General features: G+C 69.1%; 11 protein-coding genes. 5 read left to right on the top strand and 6 right to left on the bottom strand.

Features of this window, described 5'->3' with window-relative positions; translation table 11 throughout:
* The first annotated feature begins 10 nt into the window (after positions 1-10).
* Entirely contained in the window at positions 11-808 is a 798-nt protein-coding gene (locus tag ACAH41_RS28685) for an NPP1 family protein (RefSeq protein WP_325655395.1), read from the top strand.
* 3 nt (positions 809-811) lie between these two features.
* Here the strand turns inward: ACAH41_RS28685 and ACAH41_RS28680 are convergent, their stop codons facing one another.
* Entirely contained in the window at positions 812-1,696 is an 885-nt protein-coding gene (locus tag ACAH41_RS28680) for a transcriptional regulator (protein ID WP_370538746.1), read from the bottom strand.
* 423 nt (positions 1,697-2,119) lie between these two features.
* On the opposite strand from ACAH41_RS28680, the gene ACAH41_RS28675 reads away from it, so the two are divergent.
* Positions 2,120-2,803 carry a hypothetical protein gene (locus ACAH41_RS28675; protein ID WP_325655393.1) on the top strand — a complete coding sequence of 228 codons (684 nt, stop codon included), beginning with the start codon at positions 2,120-2,122 and terminating at the stop codon, positions 2,801-2,803.
* Between the two features lie 59 nt (positions 2,804-2,862).
* Entirely contained in the window at positions 2,863-3,552 is a 690-nt protein-coding gene (locus tag ACAH41_RS28670) for a hypothetical protein (RefSeq protein ID WP_325655392.1), read from the top strand.
* An 18-nt stretch (positions 3,553-3,570) separates the two neighbouring features.
* Here ACAH41_RS28670 and ACAH41_RS28665 read toward each other — a convergent pair whose 3' ends face one another.
* Complete coding sequence (locus ACAH41_RS28665) at positions 3,571-4,356, bottom strand: aldolase (RefSeq protein ID WP_325655391.1); 786 nt, start codon at positions 4,354-4,356, stop codon at positions 3,571-3,573.
* Between the two features lie 17 nt (positions 4,357-4,373).
* The gene (locus tag ACAH41_RS28660; RefSeq protein ID WP_325655390.1) at positions 4,374-5,075 is read right to left on the bottom strand and encodes a haloacid dehalogenase type II; all 702 of its coding nucleotides are present in this window, start codon (positions 5,073-5,075) and stop codon (positions 4,374-4,376) included.
* 135 nt (positions 5,076-5,210) lie between these two features.
* Between ACAH41_RS28660 and ACAH41_RS28655 the strand changes: the two genes are divergently transcribed.
* Positions 5,211-6,056 carry a LysR family transcriptional regulator gene (locus ACAH41_RS28655; RefSeq protein ID WP_325655389.1) on the top strand — a complete coding sequence of 282 codons (846 nt, stop codon included), beginning with the start codon at positions 5,211-5,213 and terminating at the stop codon, positions 6,054-6,056.
* A 7-nt stretch (positions 6,057-6,063) separates the two neighbouring features.
* Here the strand turns inward: ACAH41_RS28655 and ACAH41_RS28650 are convergent, their stop codons facing one another.
* The gene (locus ACAH41_RS28650; protein WP_325655388.1) at positions 6,064-9,519 is read right to left on the bottom strand and encodes a DUF748 domain-containing protein; all 3,456 of its coding nucleotides are present in this window, start codon (positions 9,517-9,519) and stop codon (positions 6,064-6,066) included.
* 60 nt (positions 9,520-9,579) lie between these two features.
* Complete coding sequence (locus tag ACAH41_RS28645) at positions 9,580-10,635, bottom strand: hypothetical protein (RefSeq protein ID WP_325655387.1); 1,056 nt, start codon at positions 10,633-10,635, stop codon at positions 9,580-9,582.
* Positions 10,636-10,882: 247 nt separating this feature from the next.
* Between ACAH41_RS28645 and ACAH41_RS28640 the strand changes: the two genes are divergently transcribed.
* Positions 10,883-14,188, top strand: coding sequence for a carboxypeptidase regulatory-like domain-containing protein (locus tag ACAH41_RS28640; protein ID WP_325655386.1), 3,306 nt, complete (start codon positions 10,883-10,885; stop codon positions 14,186-14,188).
* Between the two features lie 96 nt (positions 14,189-14,284).
* Here the strand turns inward: ACAH41_RS28640 and ACAH41_RS28635 are convergent, their stop codons facing one another.
* The gene (locus ACAH41_RS28635; protein ID WP_370538745.1) at positions 14,285-15,520 is read right to left on the bottom strand and encodes an MFS transporter; all 1,236 of its coding nucleotides are present in this window, start codon (positions 15,518-15,520) and stop codon (positions 14,285-14,287) included.
* Positions 15,521-15,551: the final 31 nt, after the last annotated feature.

Below are 15,551 nucleotides of genomic sequence, written 5' to 3'. Positions count from 1 at the left end.
GAGACATGCAATGTCAATGAACCGCACCTGGGCCCTGCTGTGCGCCGCGCCGCTGTTCGTGCTGGCGCAAGCCGCGCACGCCGATGACTTCGCCAGGCTGGACGAAACCCTGCCCACCACCGAGAGCATCCTCGCCACCTATCCGGTGTTCGACTTCGACACCGACGGCTGCCTGCCCAGTGCCGGCATCAGCCGCAGCGGCGTGCAGAATGGCGGCCTCAAGCCCACCGGCAGCATCACCGGCAACTGCCGCTCCAGCAACTTCCTGGACAGCTCGAACACGCTGCACCGCCACGCCTGCCTCACCACCGGCGGCAATACCTACTGCGGCCACTTCTACGCGCTGTACTTCGAGAAGGACCAGACCACCGCGCTGGGCGGCGGCCACCGCCACGACTGGGAACATGCGGCCGTGTGGACCACCAACGGCATCGTCACGCATGGCGGCTACAGCGCCCACGGCGACCTGTACAACAAGCCGGTCGCCGAGATCGCGATGCAGGGCAACCATGTGAAGATCATCTATCACAAGGACGGCGGGCTGACCCACGCGATGCGCTTCGCCAGCGCCACCGAGCCGGCCGAGAACCCCTACGGCCAGTTCGTCACGCCCACCATCACCAGCTGGTATGAGCTGCACGGCGACGGCATCGACAACGCCACGATGCGCAGCAAGCTCAACAGCTTCGACTACGGCTCGGCCACCATCCCGCTGAAGGACAGCAACTTCCTCGGCAACCTCAACACCTACAAGCCCAGCGGCTACCCGACCTTCACGCAAGCCAGCGTGGACGCGGCCAGGCCCTGACGCTCAGCGGGCTGCCTGCAGCACGGCGGCGCGGTCACCCAGGCCGGCGGCCAGCAGGTCGCTCGCGTCGAGCTGGCCGAGCGCGGAAGTGGTCGCTGCGGCCGCCCCCTGCGAACGCAGCGCCGCCACGCGCTGCTGCACCCGCGAGGCTTCGGCCTGGATGTCGGCGTCGTCTTCCGGCAGCCGGGCCCGCAGCGCGTCGACCTCGCGCTGCGCATCGTCCACCAGGCCAGCCTGGGCCATGGCGCCCAGCAGGCGCAACTGCAAGGCGTGCGTGATGCGGCGTTCGGCGTCTGCCGCCCGCTGGGCTTGCCTGGCCTCCCAGCCCAGCGCACCGCAAAAGCCCAGGCCCATCAGCAGCAGCGCCAGGCCTGCAGACACCCGCCGCACCTGCTGGCCCTGCTGCAGCACATCGCGCCAGCGGGCCGCGCGCGGCGGGTTGTAGGGCCGCGCCGGGGCCGGCATGTCCAGGGGAACTTCTGGCGCCACAGCGACGGCTGTCTCCGTGTGAGGCACCTCGGCGGGTTCTTCGGCCACCGAGGGCCTGGCTTCTGCGACGGCCCCCTGGCGCTGCACCTCGGCCATCAGCCGGTAGCCCAGCTTGGGCACGGTGGAGATGCAGTTCACGCCATCCGGCCCCAGCGCCTGGCGCAGCTTGCCCACGGCGTTGGTGACGGCCTTGTCGACCACCGGCGTGCCGGGCCACAGCTCGGCCAGCAGGTCGTCCCGGGTGACGACCTCGCCCGCGCGGCGCAGCAGCATGCTGAGGATGCGCAGCGGCTTGGGCTCCAGGGCGACCGGCGCGCCGGCCACGCGCAAGCACCAGCGCACTTCATCGAACTCGACCTCGCCAAAGGTCCACACGGACCCGGCGGACGCTTGGGACAACCCAGCTTCTTGCATGAACACGATTCCTTGGAACGCACCGCGCTCCCGGGTTGGGAGCAAGCGCACCGTGCTGGCCGAACCCGCTGGATCGGCGGATCGGGCTGGCGCGGCGCATGGCCGGCGATGTGACAACACAGCGCAAAAACAATGCCTGACTGACGTCATACAACCGTCAAACGGCAAAGCTAGAAAAAATCAACAAGTCTGGGCGATGACAGCTGGGGGCAATTTTTTCTACAGGTACCAAGCCCTTTCCGTTGCCCTTTCATGGCGCGGCCGAGGCCCCGTTTCGGGGCACGCCACGCACACTGCGGCCCACTTCGGCAGGGTCGGCTGTTGTGTGACCTTCCCTGCAGAAGCCGGCGCGCAAGGGTCACAAGCCCGCACGACGGACCTCACACTCCCTTCTTCACAAGGTGTTCCATGAGACTCAAACAATGGGTTGCCCTGTCGCTGCTGGCCATCGCCACAAGCCATGTTGCAGCCGAAGCAATCGTCAAACAATCAGGCCCTGCCCGGACCCCGACCGCCGCGCCGCCCGGGACCACCAAGATCTACAGCACGCTGAACACGGACCTGACCAACGTCTATGACTACGGCTGGGGCCCGGCCATCCTGGGCCCGCTGTGGCACATGCAGGGCGTGCCGGGCACGCGCGGGCCGCAGCAGCATTTCGCAGTGCCGTTCAAGGCCAAGTCCAACATCAGCGTGACGCAGGTCATCGTGCCGCTCTCGCAGGACAGCGTCAAAGACGCAAGCACCCTGCTGATCTCGATCAACGCCGACGCCAAGGGCCTGCCCGGCGAAGCGATCTACACCTGGCAGGACATGCCGATCCAGAACACGCTGAACGCGGACAACACCGCGCGCCAGTGCTGCACCTATGTCGCCCCGAGCGCTGCCGCCGGCGAAGTGCCGCTGGTGGAAGGCAAGAAGTACTGGATCGTCGTCGCGACCACGCCGAAGAGCCGCGTCACCGCGATGTGGTACTTCAACTCCCGCGGCCTGACCGGCACCGATGCCTACCTGGACGGCGGCGGCGTGTGGCAGAGCCAGACCGAAGTGCTGCTGCCTGCCGTGGGCGTCTACGGCGTGCCGACCGAGTGAGCGACTGTTCGCTCTCGTTGCCACCCTCCAGCTACCGACATCCTGACAAAGGTTTTTCCATGCGAATCCCGCAAACCCTGACAGCGCTGCTGCCGCTGCTCGCGCTCGCTGCCGCGACCATGGCCACCACCACAGCCGGCGCCGAACCCATCATCCGCCGAGTCGGTCCCGCACAGTCGGTCGCGCCGACGGCGGATGCGAAGTCCAAGGCCAAGGCCGACACCCAGGTCCTGTACTCGACGATCACGTCGAACGTGGCGATGTACAAGGCTGACGCCGGGCTGAGCATCGCCGGTGACAGCGCGACCGATCCGCTGCAGAACGCCGCAGTGCCGTTCACGCCCGCCCTGGACGCCAACCTGACCAAGATGGTATTGCCGGTGGCCCTGAGCGCCGGCAACCGCAGCACGCTGAACGTCGTGGTGTATGCCGACGCGAATGGCGTGCCAGGCGCACCGCTGTTCACCTGGACCGACGTGACGCCTTTCGACTGGAAGACCGAGAAGGGCGCGATCTACCCCTGCTGCAGCTATGTGCAGGTCACCACGGCCGAGGCCATCGCGCTGACCGCCGGCATGCAGTACTGGGTCGGCACGGTGACGACGGCGGGCAGCGATGTCAGCGCGATCTGGCTGAACAACGCCAACGGCACGACCGGCGGCTACGCCACCTACGGCACCAGCGGCAGCTGGACCAAGACCGCCTCGGCCACGCTGCCGGCGCTGTCGGTCTACGGCGTCGCCCGCTGAAGCTGCAGGGCGCTGAACTCAGCGCTCGAACGGATTGCCCGCCGCACGCAGCTGGCGCATGCCGCTGGCCAGGTGTGCGCGGGCACTGTCGGCATCGCCCAGCCGCATCTGCGCGGCAGTGCGCTGGGCGATCTCGCCTGGAATGACCTGCAGCGGCTCGCCGGTGCGCATGGCCAGCAGCTGCACCTGGGCCGCACGCTCCAGGTAATACAGGTCGTCCCAGGCTTCGGCCACGCTGGCGCCGCAGACCAGCACGCCGTGGTTCTTCAGGAACACGATGTCGGCCGTGCCGATGGCGCTGGCGATGCGGTCGCCCTCGGTGTTGTCCAGCGCCAGGCCGTTGTAGTGCGGGTCCACGGCGGTGCGGCCCAGGAACTTCAACGCGGTCTGGCCTGCCCAGCGCAGCGGCTCGCCCTGCAACATGCCCAGCGCCGTCGCATGCGGCATGTGGGTGTGGAACGCGGCGCGGATGCGTGGCTGCCGGCGATGCAACCTGGCGTGGATGTAGAACGCAGTCGCCTCGGGCTGCCCGTCGCCGGCCAGCACCTGGCCGTCCACATGGCAGACCAGCAGGCGCGAGGCCGTGACCTCGGCAAATGCCAGGCCGTAGGGGTTCACCAGGAACAGCGTGTCACTGCCCGGCAGCAGCGCCGAAAAGTGGTTGCAGATGCCTTCTTCCAACCCGTGCCGCGCGGCCAGCTGGAAACAGGCGGCCAGCTCGATGCGGGCTTGGTGAATGGCGTCCGCGGCCAGTTCGAACCGGACATTGGACGGGGCGACGGATGCGGCAAAGGTGTGGGCCATGGCGTGATGATGATCCTTCACCAACCCGCTGCGGCGAGCAGCTCCGGCACACCGGCCAGCGTGGGCAAGGTCGCGTCCGGCGTGTAGTCCGGCAGCAGCCGGCGGCCGGTGCCGCGGTCGATCCAAACGCAGCGAAAGCCGATGTCGCGTGCCGCCGCGTGGTCCAGATGCGGGCTGGCGCAGATGTGCAGCACCTCATCCTTCGTCACGCCCAGCGCCCCGTGCGCATGGTCGAACAGCCGGCGGTTGGGCTTGTAGGCGCCGGCCTGCTGCGCGGTGATGACGCGGTCGATGTGGCCACCCAGTTGCGCCACGTTGCCGGCAATGATGTCGTCGTCGGTGTTCGAGACGATGCACAGCCGCCAGCCCGCCGCCTTCAAGCGCGCAAGCGTCGGCACGACTTCGGGAAACGGTGGCATCGCCGAGATGCGCCGGGCCAGCGAGGCCATGTCCCCCTCGCCCACCGGGAGGCCCAGCTCGCGCAGGGCCATCTGCAAGCCCTGGCCGGCCAACTCGCGGAACGAACGGTGCGGCGGCGTCTGCTCCAGCGCGTGTTCGTGATGGTCGTACACCGAGATCAGTTTTTCGGGCGACACATGGTCCGCCTGCTTGGCGGCCAGCAGCTCGCGCACGGCGGCCTGCAAGCCCTCGTCCCATTGGATGAGGGTGCCGTAGCAGTCGAAGGTGAGCCAGCGGGGACGGGAACCGGAGAGGGACATGGCGATGGGCTTTCTGCAGCGCAAGACAAGGAACGGGGGCATCGTAGGCAGTCATCCAATAATTTGGAAATTCGATTTGATGCGGCACATCAGTTGAATGTCTAATGAGATCTTCAACGTCGAAGGAGCGCCAAGGTGCTGGATCTGGAGTTGCTGCAGACCCTCGTCTGCGTGGTGGACGAGCGCAGCTTCACGCGCGCTGGCGAGCGGGTGCACCGCACCCAGTCCACCGTCAGCCAGCAGATCCGCAAACTGGAGGAGCGCGTGGGCCGGCCGCTGCTGCTGCGCGACCGCACCGGCACGCAGATCACGCCTACCGCGCAGGGCGAACTGTTGACCAACTACGCCCGCCGCCTGCTGGCACTGGCGCAGGAGGCCGAGGACGTGCTCGCCAGCGAAGGCGCAGTGCTGCCGGTGCGCGTGGGTGTGCCGGAAGACTTCGATGCGCGCCGCATGTCCGCCCTGCTGTCCGGCTTCAGCGCGCAGCAGCCCGGCCTGCGTCTTGAAACCCTCAGCGGCATGAGCACGGACCTGAAGCACAAGCTCGCGCAGGGCGAGCTGGACCTGGCGCTGGTCAAGCGCTCACCGGGCGAAGGCGAGTGCCTGGCGGCCTGGCCTGAAACCCTGGTCTGGGTGCAGGGCCAGGGCTTCGCGCTGCCGCCCGGCGAGCCCCTCCCGCTGGCGCTGTTCCCGCAAGGCTGCGTCTACCGACAGCGCGCGCTGCGCGGCCTGGACAAGGCGCGCCGCCGCTGGCGCCAGGCCTTTGGCAGCCACAGCCTCACCGGCATCCAGGCCGCAGTCGCCTCGGGCCTGGCGATCAGCGTTTTGCCCACCACCGCGCTGCTGCCCGAGCACCGGCTGTGCGAAGGCCTGCCGGAGCTGGCGCCTACCGAGCTGGCGCTGGTGGCCGCTTCAGGTGCGGTGCTGACGGCGCCGCAGCGGGCGCTGGTCGATCACCTGCAGCAGGCACTGAGCGTGTAGCGCAGGCTCAACGGGCAGCGGCGGATGGCGCGGCCTCAACCGCAGGGCTCGCCTTGGCGCTCAGTCCCAGCTCGACCTGCGGCGCCTGCTCAGCATCCAGCCGTTTGGCGGCTTCCATCCGCAGGCGGTCCTGCCCAATGTTGCGCGAGACCAGCCGGCTGCTGACAGCCTCCGCGCGCGCCGTGGCCAGTGCCACGAGCTGGGCTTCGGCCACGGGGCTCTGCGCCAGCAATTGCTGCTGCAGCGCGGCATGCAGCGGGAATTCTGGCGGCTTGGCCTCTGCTGTCCTGGCGGGCTCGGCTGGCTTGCCAGCGGCAGCCTTGATCTGCTGTCGCAAGGCCTCCAGGGCGGGCGCACCCAGGCGCTGGGTGTAGATGGCTTCCAGTGCCTGGCGAACCTCGGGCTGGCTGAGGTTCACGGCGCCTGGCAGCTCGCCGGGCGCCATCTCCTGCTTGCGCTGGGCCGCCACGGCCTGGCGCAGCCAGAGGTCTTGCAGCGCCGCGGTGTCGGCCTGCGGGTCGTAGCCGGCGCTGATCTTCACGGCCAGGCCGGGGCGCTTGGCCAGCGCCTGGGCGAGCCGGTCCAGCTTCTCGCGTTCGGGCGGTGGCAGCTCGGCATGGCCGGGGTCGAAGGCGATGCGGGGTGCGGCTTCGTCGTTGCCGCCAAACAGCGCGCCAATCGCGCGGAACGGCGACGTGACGACCTTGGTCAGCACGTTGACGACGGCCTTCCAGACGATGCCGCCGTAGCTGAACTGCGGGTCGTCCAGGCTGCCGGAAATGGGCAGGCCTAGGTCGATGCGGCCATCGCTGTCCTGCAGCAGCGCCAGCGCCAGGTCCAGCGGCAGGTTCACGGCGGTCGGGCTGTCAACCTTCTCGCCCAGCGTGAGCTTGTCCATCACGACCTGGTTCTGGCCCTTGAGCTGGCGCTTGTCGATCTTGTAGGCCAGGTCCAGCGAAAGCTTGCCCGAGGCGATGCGCCGGCCGGCGAAGGTTGCGGCGTAAGGCGTCAGCGAGGTTATCTCGACGTTCTTGAACACCACGCCAATGTCCATCGCATTCGTCGGGTTGCCCAGCTCGACCTGGCCGCTTGCACGCGCCAGGCCGTATTCGTCGACCTGCCCGCCCAGCTCGATCTGCGCCGAGCGGCCGGGCCGGGTGGACAGCCCCGCCAACTGGCCTTGCAGGCCGTGGATGCGCGCGGCAAACGGCAGCGCCAGCGACAGGTCGGCAAAGTCCAGCTCGCTGTTGCGCACCCGCACGCGGCTGACGTCGACCAGGAAGGCAGGCTCGGCGGCCGGGCTCGCCACCTTGGCGGGGGCAACAGCACTGGCCGAAGCCGCGGCCGGCGCAGCGGCGGCCACGGCCTGCGGCCGCAAGACCTTGGTCAGGTTGATCGAATGGTCCTTGAAGATCACCAGCTTGGTGTTCAGGCCGTCCAGGTCCACGTCACCGGCTTCCAGCGACTGCGGCGTGACGGCCAGGCGCGGCACCGCCAGCTGGCGCCACGCCAGGAAACGCTCGCCGCTGACGGTCTCGTCGATGCGCAGCTCGCGCAGCGCCAGCCTGCCTTCATAGCGCGGCTGCCCCTGCGCCAGGCGCAGCCGGCCTTCGGCATCAAGCAGCCCGCCCAGCAGCGTGAGCGCGGCCTGCTGCGCCAGGTAAGGCTTGGCAGGCGCCAGCGCCAGCCCGCGCAGCGACACGCGCAGGTCCGCCGCCTGGCTGGCGGGCTGCACCTGCCCGTTGACGCCGAGGCGCCCGCCGTTGCCCTGCACCGCCAGCGCGAGTTGCACCGGCAGCCTGGCCTTGGGGTCGTCGCTCAATTGGTCGACCTGGGCCTGGATGGCCTCCAGCACCAGCGGCTGGGTGCCGGGCACGGCTTCGTCGCGCAGCGTGGCCTGCCAATCAGTCGCGGCCACCTGGCCAACGCGGTAATGCCAGGCCGGCGCACTGGCGGCTTGCGCTGGTGCTTGTACTGGTGCGGCCACGGCAGCTTTGGCCGCCGCGGGCTTGAAGGCCGTGAGCAGGGAAAGTTCGCCCTGCGCATCGCGCACGGCCACCAGCTGCCCGCCGGCAAAGGCCAGGCGCCCAATGGCCAGCCTGCGCTCGGCCAGGGCAAGCTGGCCATCGCCCAGCGTCGCGCTGGCCAGCTTGAACCAGGGCTCGGCCGCACCGGAACGCAGCGTCAGTTCGCGCGCCGTGAGCTGCAGGCCTTGCAGGTTCAACTGGCCGTCACCGGCACTGCTGGCCTCGGCCTGGAAGCCGAGTTGCAGTTCGCCCAGCTCGGCCGTGAGCGGCGTGGCCAGGCTGCGGTCTTCCACGCGCAGGCCCAGGCCTTCAATGCTGGCCTTGGCGAGTTGCACGGTCCAGGGTTCAGCGGGCGCAGAGGCCGCCGCTGGGGCAGATGCCGCCGCGGCGGGCGGCGCAGCGGCGAACCAGTCCTGCAAATCCAGCCGGCCATCCGCAGCGCGCAGCAGGTGCACGGCACCGCCTTGCAGTGCCAGGTTTTCGACGCCAATGTGGCGGCTCGCCAGATCCAGCGTGCCGCCGCTCAGCGTCAAGGCGTTCAAGGCCACGCCAGGCTCGGCTTGATTGACGCCACGCAGCGCCACCTCGGACAGCTTGGCATTGACCTGCGCCAGCTTCAGCGACAACTGGCGTTGCGCATACCCCGCCTCGTAGCGCAACGCGAGCGAGGCCGTGCCTTCTGGCGGCGCCATCTTCAGCCGATTCTGCAGGTAGGGCCAGAGCCGGCCCAGCAGCAGGCCTTGAATGGAAAACTCGCCGCTGGAGACCAGCGGGTTCAGGCCGAAGCGGCCTTGCCAGTGCAGGTCGGCGCCCAGGCCCACGTGCGCGGTGACTTCGTGTTCGCCTTGCGCATTGGGCAGCGTGGAAACGTCGTCGAGTTCCAGTGCCAGCGGCGCGAGCTGGGTGCTGAAACCGCCGGCCACCTGCTGGTCCGAAAAGTCGACGCGGCCACCGCTGAGTGCGAGGCGTTGCACCAGCAGGCGGGGCGGCTCGGCCGCCGGATCGGATGGTGGCGCAGGCGGTGCCTGGCCGGCCAGCGCATCCACGAACTGCTGCCAGTTGAGCTGACCATCGGCCAGCAGCGTCACCGCCACCGTCGGCTGCTCGATCAGCAGCTCGTTGAAGGTCCAGGCGCGGCGGAACAGGCTGCTGGCCTGGAAGTTCACGTAGAGCCGGCCCAGGCTCAGCAGCGGCTGGCCCTGCGGCGTCTTCAGCGACAGGCCTTGCAGCTCCAGCGACAAGGCCAGCGGATTGAAGTGCGCCTGCTCGACGGCCAGCGTGTAGCCGCCTCGCTCGGCCAGCCATTTCGGCGCCGCCCATTTCAGCAGTGGCCCAACTGCCAACCAGCCCAGCAGCAGGTAAAGCGCCAACAGCCCGCCACCAACCTGCACCCAACGCCGGCCCAACCAGGGCCGCACACGCATCCACCATCTCATGGCGGGCACGATAGCACCGCCATCCGCGCGGCCAGCGCCCGGATGGCGGGCTGTTGTGCGTCAGGGCAAACGCAGGAAGCCGAGGTAGGTGCTGCTGCCGGACTTCAAGCAGGTTCCGGCGACGACGCCCTGGTCATTGATGCTGCTGGGCGAGGTGTAGAGCATCTTCGGCACCTTGAAGGTCGTGACCACACCGTCCGCGGCGCGCACAAAACCGCTGGCACCACGCGTGGTGGTGTAGTCACCCACGGTCTGGCCCGCATTGTTGATGCCCGCCACGTTCATGAGGCTGCGGGTGCCGCCCACCTTGAACAGCGTGATCTGGCCGCCAGCGCTGCGCACGTAGCCTTGCGAAGACTTGGTGGCGCAGTTGAACGGGCACACCACGGTCCTGAACACGCCAGCCGCGGTGCCGGCGTTGTTCAGGCCCGCCACTTCGGTTTGCGGGATGCCGGCCGGATCGCTCACCGTGCCAGCCTCGAAGCTGGTCAAGGCGCCGCTGGCCGTCTGCACGAAGCCAACGTACTTCAGCAAGGTGTTGAGGTACAGCACCTCGAAATTGCCGGCGCTGTCGCCGCCATCGTTGAGCGCGCTGGCCACCGAGCCGCTCATGCCGGCAGGCATGCTGATGCTGGTGAAGCCGCCGTTGGCGGTGGCCACGAAGCCGCGGTTGGCGAAGTCGTCGTTCTGCTCGTTGCGGTAGAAGCCCGAGGTGCTGCCAACGTTGTTGATGGCGTAGGCCACACTGAAGGAACCCGGCGTGACCACGGGCGTGATGACGCCGGCAGGACTGCGCGTGAAGGCCTTCAAGCCGCCCCCATCGGTGTAATGGCCGGCCACGGTGCCATCGTCGCTGATGGACATCGACGTGGTGCTCAGTCCATTGACGTCGAAGCCCGTGATCTCGCCGGACGCACTGCGCACAAAGCCGCGCGACAGGCCGTCGCTCAAGGTGTACGAGCCGGCGACCACGCCGCTGCTGTTGATCTTGGCCACCGAGAAGCTGACGGCTCCCGGCACCTGGAACGTGACGAAGCTCTCGGCTGCGGCAGGCAGTGCGGTGCCGAGCAGTGCGGCGCTCAGCAGCGCGCCCCGGAAAGTGAACGAATTTGACATGACAAAGTCTCTCTGATTTGGTTCTCAACAACGCGGTGTCTCGGCCACGTTGGCCATCGCTGGCGAGCGCACGGTAGCAGCGGCGCTGCACCCGCGCCGAACTCAAATTAGGGGAGATGCCAGGCGCGTACCGGCCATGCCAGACGCCGGATTGGCTGTGTTTCCCCTGCCTTCTCGGCCGCTTGCCGGATGCCCTCGTGGGTAACGTGTTCCTCCTACGACGGCATGTGCCGTTCAGAGGGAAAACATGATCTCGAACTGGATCCAACGGGTTGTGATGTCGGTCGGCGCCTGCGTCGCACTGACCCTGACCGCCTGCGGCGACGACACTGCGTCGACCTCGCCGCCACCTGCAGCGGCCAAGGCCGGTACCGTCAGCGGCGTGCTGGTCGATGCCAGCAGCGGCCTGGTGCTGCCGGGCGTCACGGTGCAAAGCGCAGACCGCAGCGCCACCACGGCAGACGACGGGCACTACCAGCTCACGCAGGTGCCGGAATCGGCCACCGCCTCGGTCCGCTTCACCCGCAACGGCTATGCACCCAGCGTGGCCGTGGTCGCCGTGGCCGACCAGGCGACGGTGTCGCTCGATGCGCGCCTGACGCCGATCGACACCAGCGCCGCGGTGGACGCTTCGCAAGCCGCCACGGTGGCTTCGACAGCCTCGCCGGCCCAGGTCAGCCTGCAAGCAGCCAGCCTCACCGCTGCCGATGGCACCACCTTCACCGGCACCGCCACGGTCTCGGTCACGGCCATCGACGGCGGCGCGAACGCCGCCAACCTGCCGGGCACTTTCGTGGCCGCCGCCGTGGGCAGCGACCCCGCGCGCACGCTCGAAAGCCTGGGCGCCGTGAGCGTGAACCTGAGCGACGCTGCCGGCCAGCCGCTGCAGCTCGCCGCGGGCAAGCCGGCGGAACTGCGCATACCCGCCGTGGTAGGCAACACGCCCCCGGCCAATGCCGCACTGTTCTACTTCAACGAGGCCACCGGCCTGTGGGTCGAAGAAGGTGCTGCCGTGCTGGTGGGCGATGCGCCGAACCAGTATTACCAGGGCACCGTGTCGCACTTCACCTACTGGATGGTGGCGCGTGCCGTGACCACCGTGGCCGTGACCGGCTGCGTGCAGGACGGCACCGGCGCACGCCTGGCCAGCGCCAACGTGGTGGCCGGCGGCATCGACTACGTCGGCCGCACCACCGCCGTGACCGCAGCGGATGGCAGCTTCAGCCTCAGCGTGCGCAACGGCGGTCTGGCGCTGCTCACCGCCGACAGCAGCGCGGGCAGCTCCGACGGCCTGCGGGTCGGCCCCTCGGCCTCGGCCATCAACCTCGAAAGCTGCCTGGTCGTGTCCACCGCGGTCGCGCTGCCGACGCTGGTGCAGTCGCCCGCGGCCCAGTCTGCCCAGCAGGCCGGCTTTGCGGTGTTCGACGTGGTGGCAGCCGGCCAGGGCCCGCTGCGCTACCAGTGGCTCAAGAACGGCACGGCGATTGCTGGCGCCACCGGGCCGCACCTGCTGGTGACCAACCTGCAGGCCAGCGACAACGGCGCGGCCTTCCGCGTGGCCGTGACCAATGCCGCAGGCACCGTGACCAGCGAGCCCGCCAGCCTGACGGTGACGCCGGTGGACTCCGGCACCGGCACCCCGCCGGTGACATCGCAGCCGCCGGTGGAAACGCCCAGCCTGAGCATCTCGGCCCAGCCGGCCAGCACCAGCGTGGCCATTGGCCAGACTGCCAGCTTCAGCATCACCGCAACCGGTGCCTCGGACCTGAGCTATCAATGGCGCCGCAACGGCGTGGCCATCGATGGCGCCACCGCCGCGAGCTACCAGACCGGTGCCGTGGCCTACGCCAACAACGGCGAGGTCTACTCGGTGCTGGTGTCCGGCGGCGGCACTTCGCTCGCCAGCGCATCGGCCAGCTTGAGCGTGGTGCTGCAGGTGGCGACCACAGGTGGCCACATCCTGGCCTCGATCGACAACTACGCCGCCTCGACGGTGCTGCATTTCGCCGACGGCAACCGCAGCCGCACGCCGGCAGCCATCGTCTCGGTCAGCACCGATTCGCTGACGGCAGCCGCCGTGGCCATCGAACCTTCCACCGGCGCCTACCCGCTTACCAACTACCAGCACAGCATCGAGTACAGCCTGAAGGACGGCAAGGTCAGCGCGCTGCGCAAGCGCTTCGACTTCTATGCCAAGAACGACCACTACTACGTGGTCGATCACCTGGGCGCAAGCGACGGCAGCGTCAGCTCGCGCCAGCTGTCCACGCTGGCCACGCAAGAGGTCTGCTCGCTGCAGTACATCACCCCGCAGGGGCAGGATGCAGCGGTGCCGTCCAAGGGCTGGCTGTTCATGCCCACGCCGGCAGCCGACGGCAAGTGCCGCCCGGCCTCTTCGACAGAGAGCGCCAAGGCCGTGCGCATGGACATGAGCGCCACCGATGCGCCCGTCGCCATCGGCAAGCCGATGGCCCGCGTCTCGGATGCCTCCGGCGCCTTCCTCGGCCTGGTCGTGCTCGAAGGCAACCAGATCAGGCTGCTGGACGCCGACCTGAAGGCCAAGGCGGACCTGTACACCATTGCCGGTGACGGCAGCTTCCGCTACCGCGACACCATGCCGGCCCAGCCGGACCTGTGGCTGTTCAGCGATATCGGCCAGGTGTGGGCGGTCAACCTGAAGAAGCCGTCCGTGCGGGTGCCGGTGACCACGCTGTCGTCGGGCGAATTCATCACGCGCAATGTCAGCGACGGCACCACGACCTACATCGGCATCACCGATGGCGTCACCACGCGCATCGTGAGCTTCAACGCCGACCTGAGCACCAGCACGCTGGCGACGATGAACGGCCGCCTGACGCAGATGCGCCTGACGCCGACCACGGTCGCCGCGGTGGTGCTGTCCACACCCGCCACCGACGACTACCTGTCCACCGCCGCGGGCCAGCTCGTCACCGTGGCCAAGGCCAGCGGCGCCATCAGCGTGCTGCGCGCCTTGTCCGGCGGCGAGACCCAGGGCTACATGGTTGCCTCCGCCGAAACACTGTACATGCCGCTCTACAGCAACGACTTCGCGACGGCGAACACGCTGGTCGTCGGCTCGGATGGCAGCAGCCCCGAAGTGCTGCCCTTCACCGACACCTACGACGAGATCGCCCCCGCGCTGGGCACGCCGGCCGAAGTCTTCGGCTCGAACGTGGGCGCGGTGATGCTGGTGCAAGGCCGCAACCAGGGCAGCAACTCGGCGCCGCGCATCCTGATCGCCCAGGGCGCCACGCGCACCGTGATCGCGTATGAAGACCCGCTGCCAGGCGACGCCGCCTGGGCGATCGAGCCCAACGCGTTCGACCGATCCTTGCAACTCGGCCAAGCCGGCGTGTTCGTGCGCAGCAGCAACACCAGCACCGACCTGTACGCCTACCGCAGCGGCACCGCTGGCCTGACCAAGGTTGGCAGCACGGCCGGCGCGCTGAAGATCCGCCCTGCAACGCGCAGCACCGCCAGCGCGGCCACGCAGCGCAAAACCCAGGCCCGCACGCGGCTGAGCGCACAGTGAACTGAAGCGGGGGCTGGCGACCGCCCCTGCATCAACCTGAAGGCCCACATCCCAAACGCCCCGCCGTCATCGGCGGGGCGTTTTCCATTGAAGGCTTCAAGCTGTTGCCGGCACCACCCGCGGCCCCCAGCGCCAGGTGAGCAAGGTGCCCAGCGTGACGGCGACCACCGCGAAGGCCGGCGCGCCCAAAGCACCCACATGGTCCACCAGCAGCCCGCCGCCGATGGCGCCCGTCGCGATCGCGATCTGGAAGGCGGCCACGATCAGGCCGCCTGCCGCCTCGGCCTGGTCCGGCGCGGCGCGCACGATCCAGGTCTGGAAGCCGACCGGGAAGGCGCCGAAGGCAAAGCCCCACAGGCTGACGGCGACGGCGGTGACGACAGGCGAGCTGCCGGCCACCAGCAGGCTCGCGGCCAGCAGCGTGATCAGCGCACCGCCTGCCGCGATCGCATGCCGCTCGCTGCGCCCGGCCAGCCAGCCGCCCGCGAAGTTGCCGAAGAAGCCGCCGATGCCGTAGCCCAGCAGCACGGCCGAGATCGCCTCCACCGGCAGCCGCGTCACCTGCTCCATCACGGCGCGGATGTAGGTGAAGCCGGCGAAGTGGCCCGAGATCACCAGCAGCACCGCCAGCAATGCGAAGCGCACGGCCGGCCGCGTGAACAGCTCACCCATGGCGCGCAGGCTGGACTCGCCATGCGGCGGCAGGGCCGGCAAGGTGATCAGCTGCACTGCAAACGCCAGCACGCCAACCGCCCCGGCGGCGACGAAGGCACTGCGCCAGCCCCACAGCTCGCCCATCCACGCGCCCACCGGCGCCGCGCAGACCGTGGCGATGGAAACGCCGGTCAGCACCAGTGACATTGCGCGCGGGAACAGCGGCGCGGGCACCAGCCGCATCGTCAGCGCAGCGGCCATCGACCAGAAGCCACCCAGCGCCACGCCCAGTACCACCCGGCCGGCCAGCAGCACGCCCAGCGACTGCGCGGTGGCCGCCAGCACGTTGGACAGCAGCAGCAAGGCCGTGAGTGCCAGCAGCACCCACCGGCGGTCCAGGCGGCGCGTCAGCAGCGGCACGGCCGGTGCGGCCACGGCACCGACCAGGGCAGTGGCCGTGACCGCCTGCCCGGCAGCGCCGACCGAGACGTGCAGGTCGGCCGCCATCGCGGTGAGCAGGCTGGCCGGCAAGAACTCGGCCGTGACCAGGCCGAACACGCCAAGCGACAGTGAAGCCACTGCCGGCCAGCGTGCGGCGTCGTGTTCGGGGGCGTGAAGGGGAGCGGCGGGCAGCTCGCTGGCGTCAGCCAGGCACGCGGAGCAGGAATTGGATGACACGGAATGCGAAGCCTTGTTGGTGCTGAGGGCG

Origin of the sequence: Ideonella sp. (assembly GCF_041287625.1) — a bacterium.
Lineage (GTDB): Bacteria > Pseudomonadota > Gammaproteobacteria > Burkholderiales > Burkholderiaceae_C > Ideonella.
This window is presented reverse-complemented; position numbering and strand designations above follow the sequence as displayed.

Bases quoted from the DNA above. Each gene is read 5' to 3' on its own strand.
- ACAH41_RS28685 (WP_325655395.1), top strand. From the start codon at position 11: ATGTCAATGAACCGCACCTGGGCCCTGCTGTGCGCCGCGCCGCTGTTC.
- ACAH41_RS28675 (WP_325655393.1), top strand. From the start codon at position 2,120: ATGAGACTCAAACAATGGGTTGCCCTGTCGCTGCTGGCCATCGCCACA.
- ACAH41_RS28670 (WP_325655392.1), top strand. From the start codon at position 2,863: ATGCGAATCCCGCAAACCCTGACAGCGCTGCTGCCGCTGCTCGCGCTC.
- ACAH41_RS28665 (WP_325655391.1), bottom strand. From the start codon at position 4,356: ATGGCCCACACCTTTGCCGCATCCGTCGCCCCGTCCAATGTCCGGTTC.
- ACAH41_RS28660 (WP_325655390.1), bottom strand. From the start codon at position 5,075: ATGTCCCTCTCCGGTTCCCGTCCCCGCTGGCTCACCTTCGACTGCTAC.
- ACAH41_RS28650 (WP_325655388.1), bottom strand. From the start codon at position 9,519: ATGAGATGGTGGATGCGTGTGCGGCCCTGGTTGGGCCGGCGTTGGGTG.
- ACAH41_RS28645 (WP_325655387.1), bottom strand. From the start codon at position 10,635: ATGTCAAATTCGTTCACTTTCCGGGGCGCGCTGCTGAGCGCCGCACTG.
- ACAH41_RS28640 (WP_325655386.1), top strand. From the start codon at position 10,883: ATGATCTCGAACTGGATCCAACGGGTTGTGATGTCGGTCGGCGCCTGC.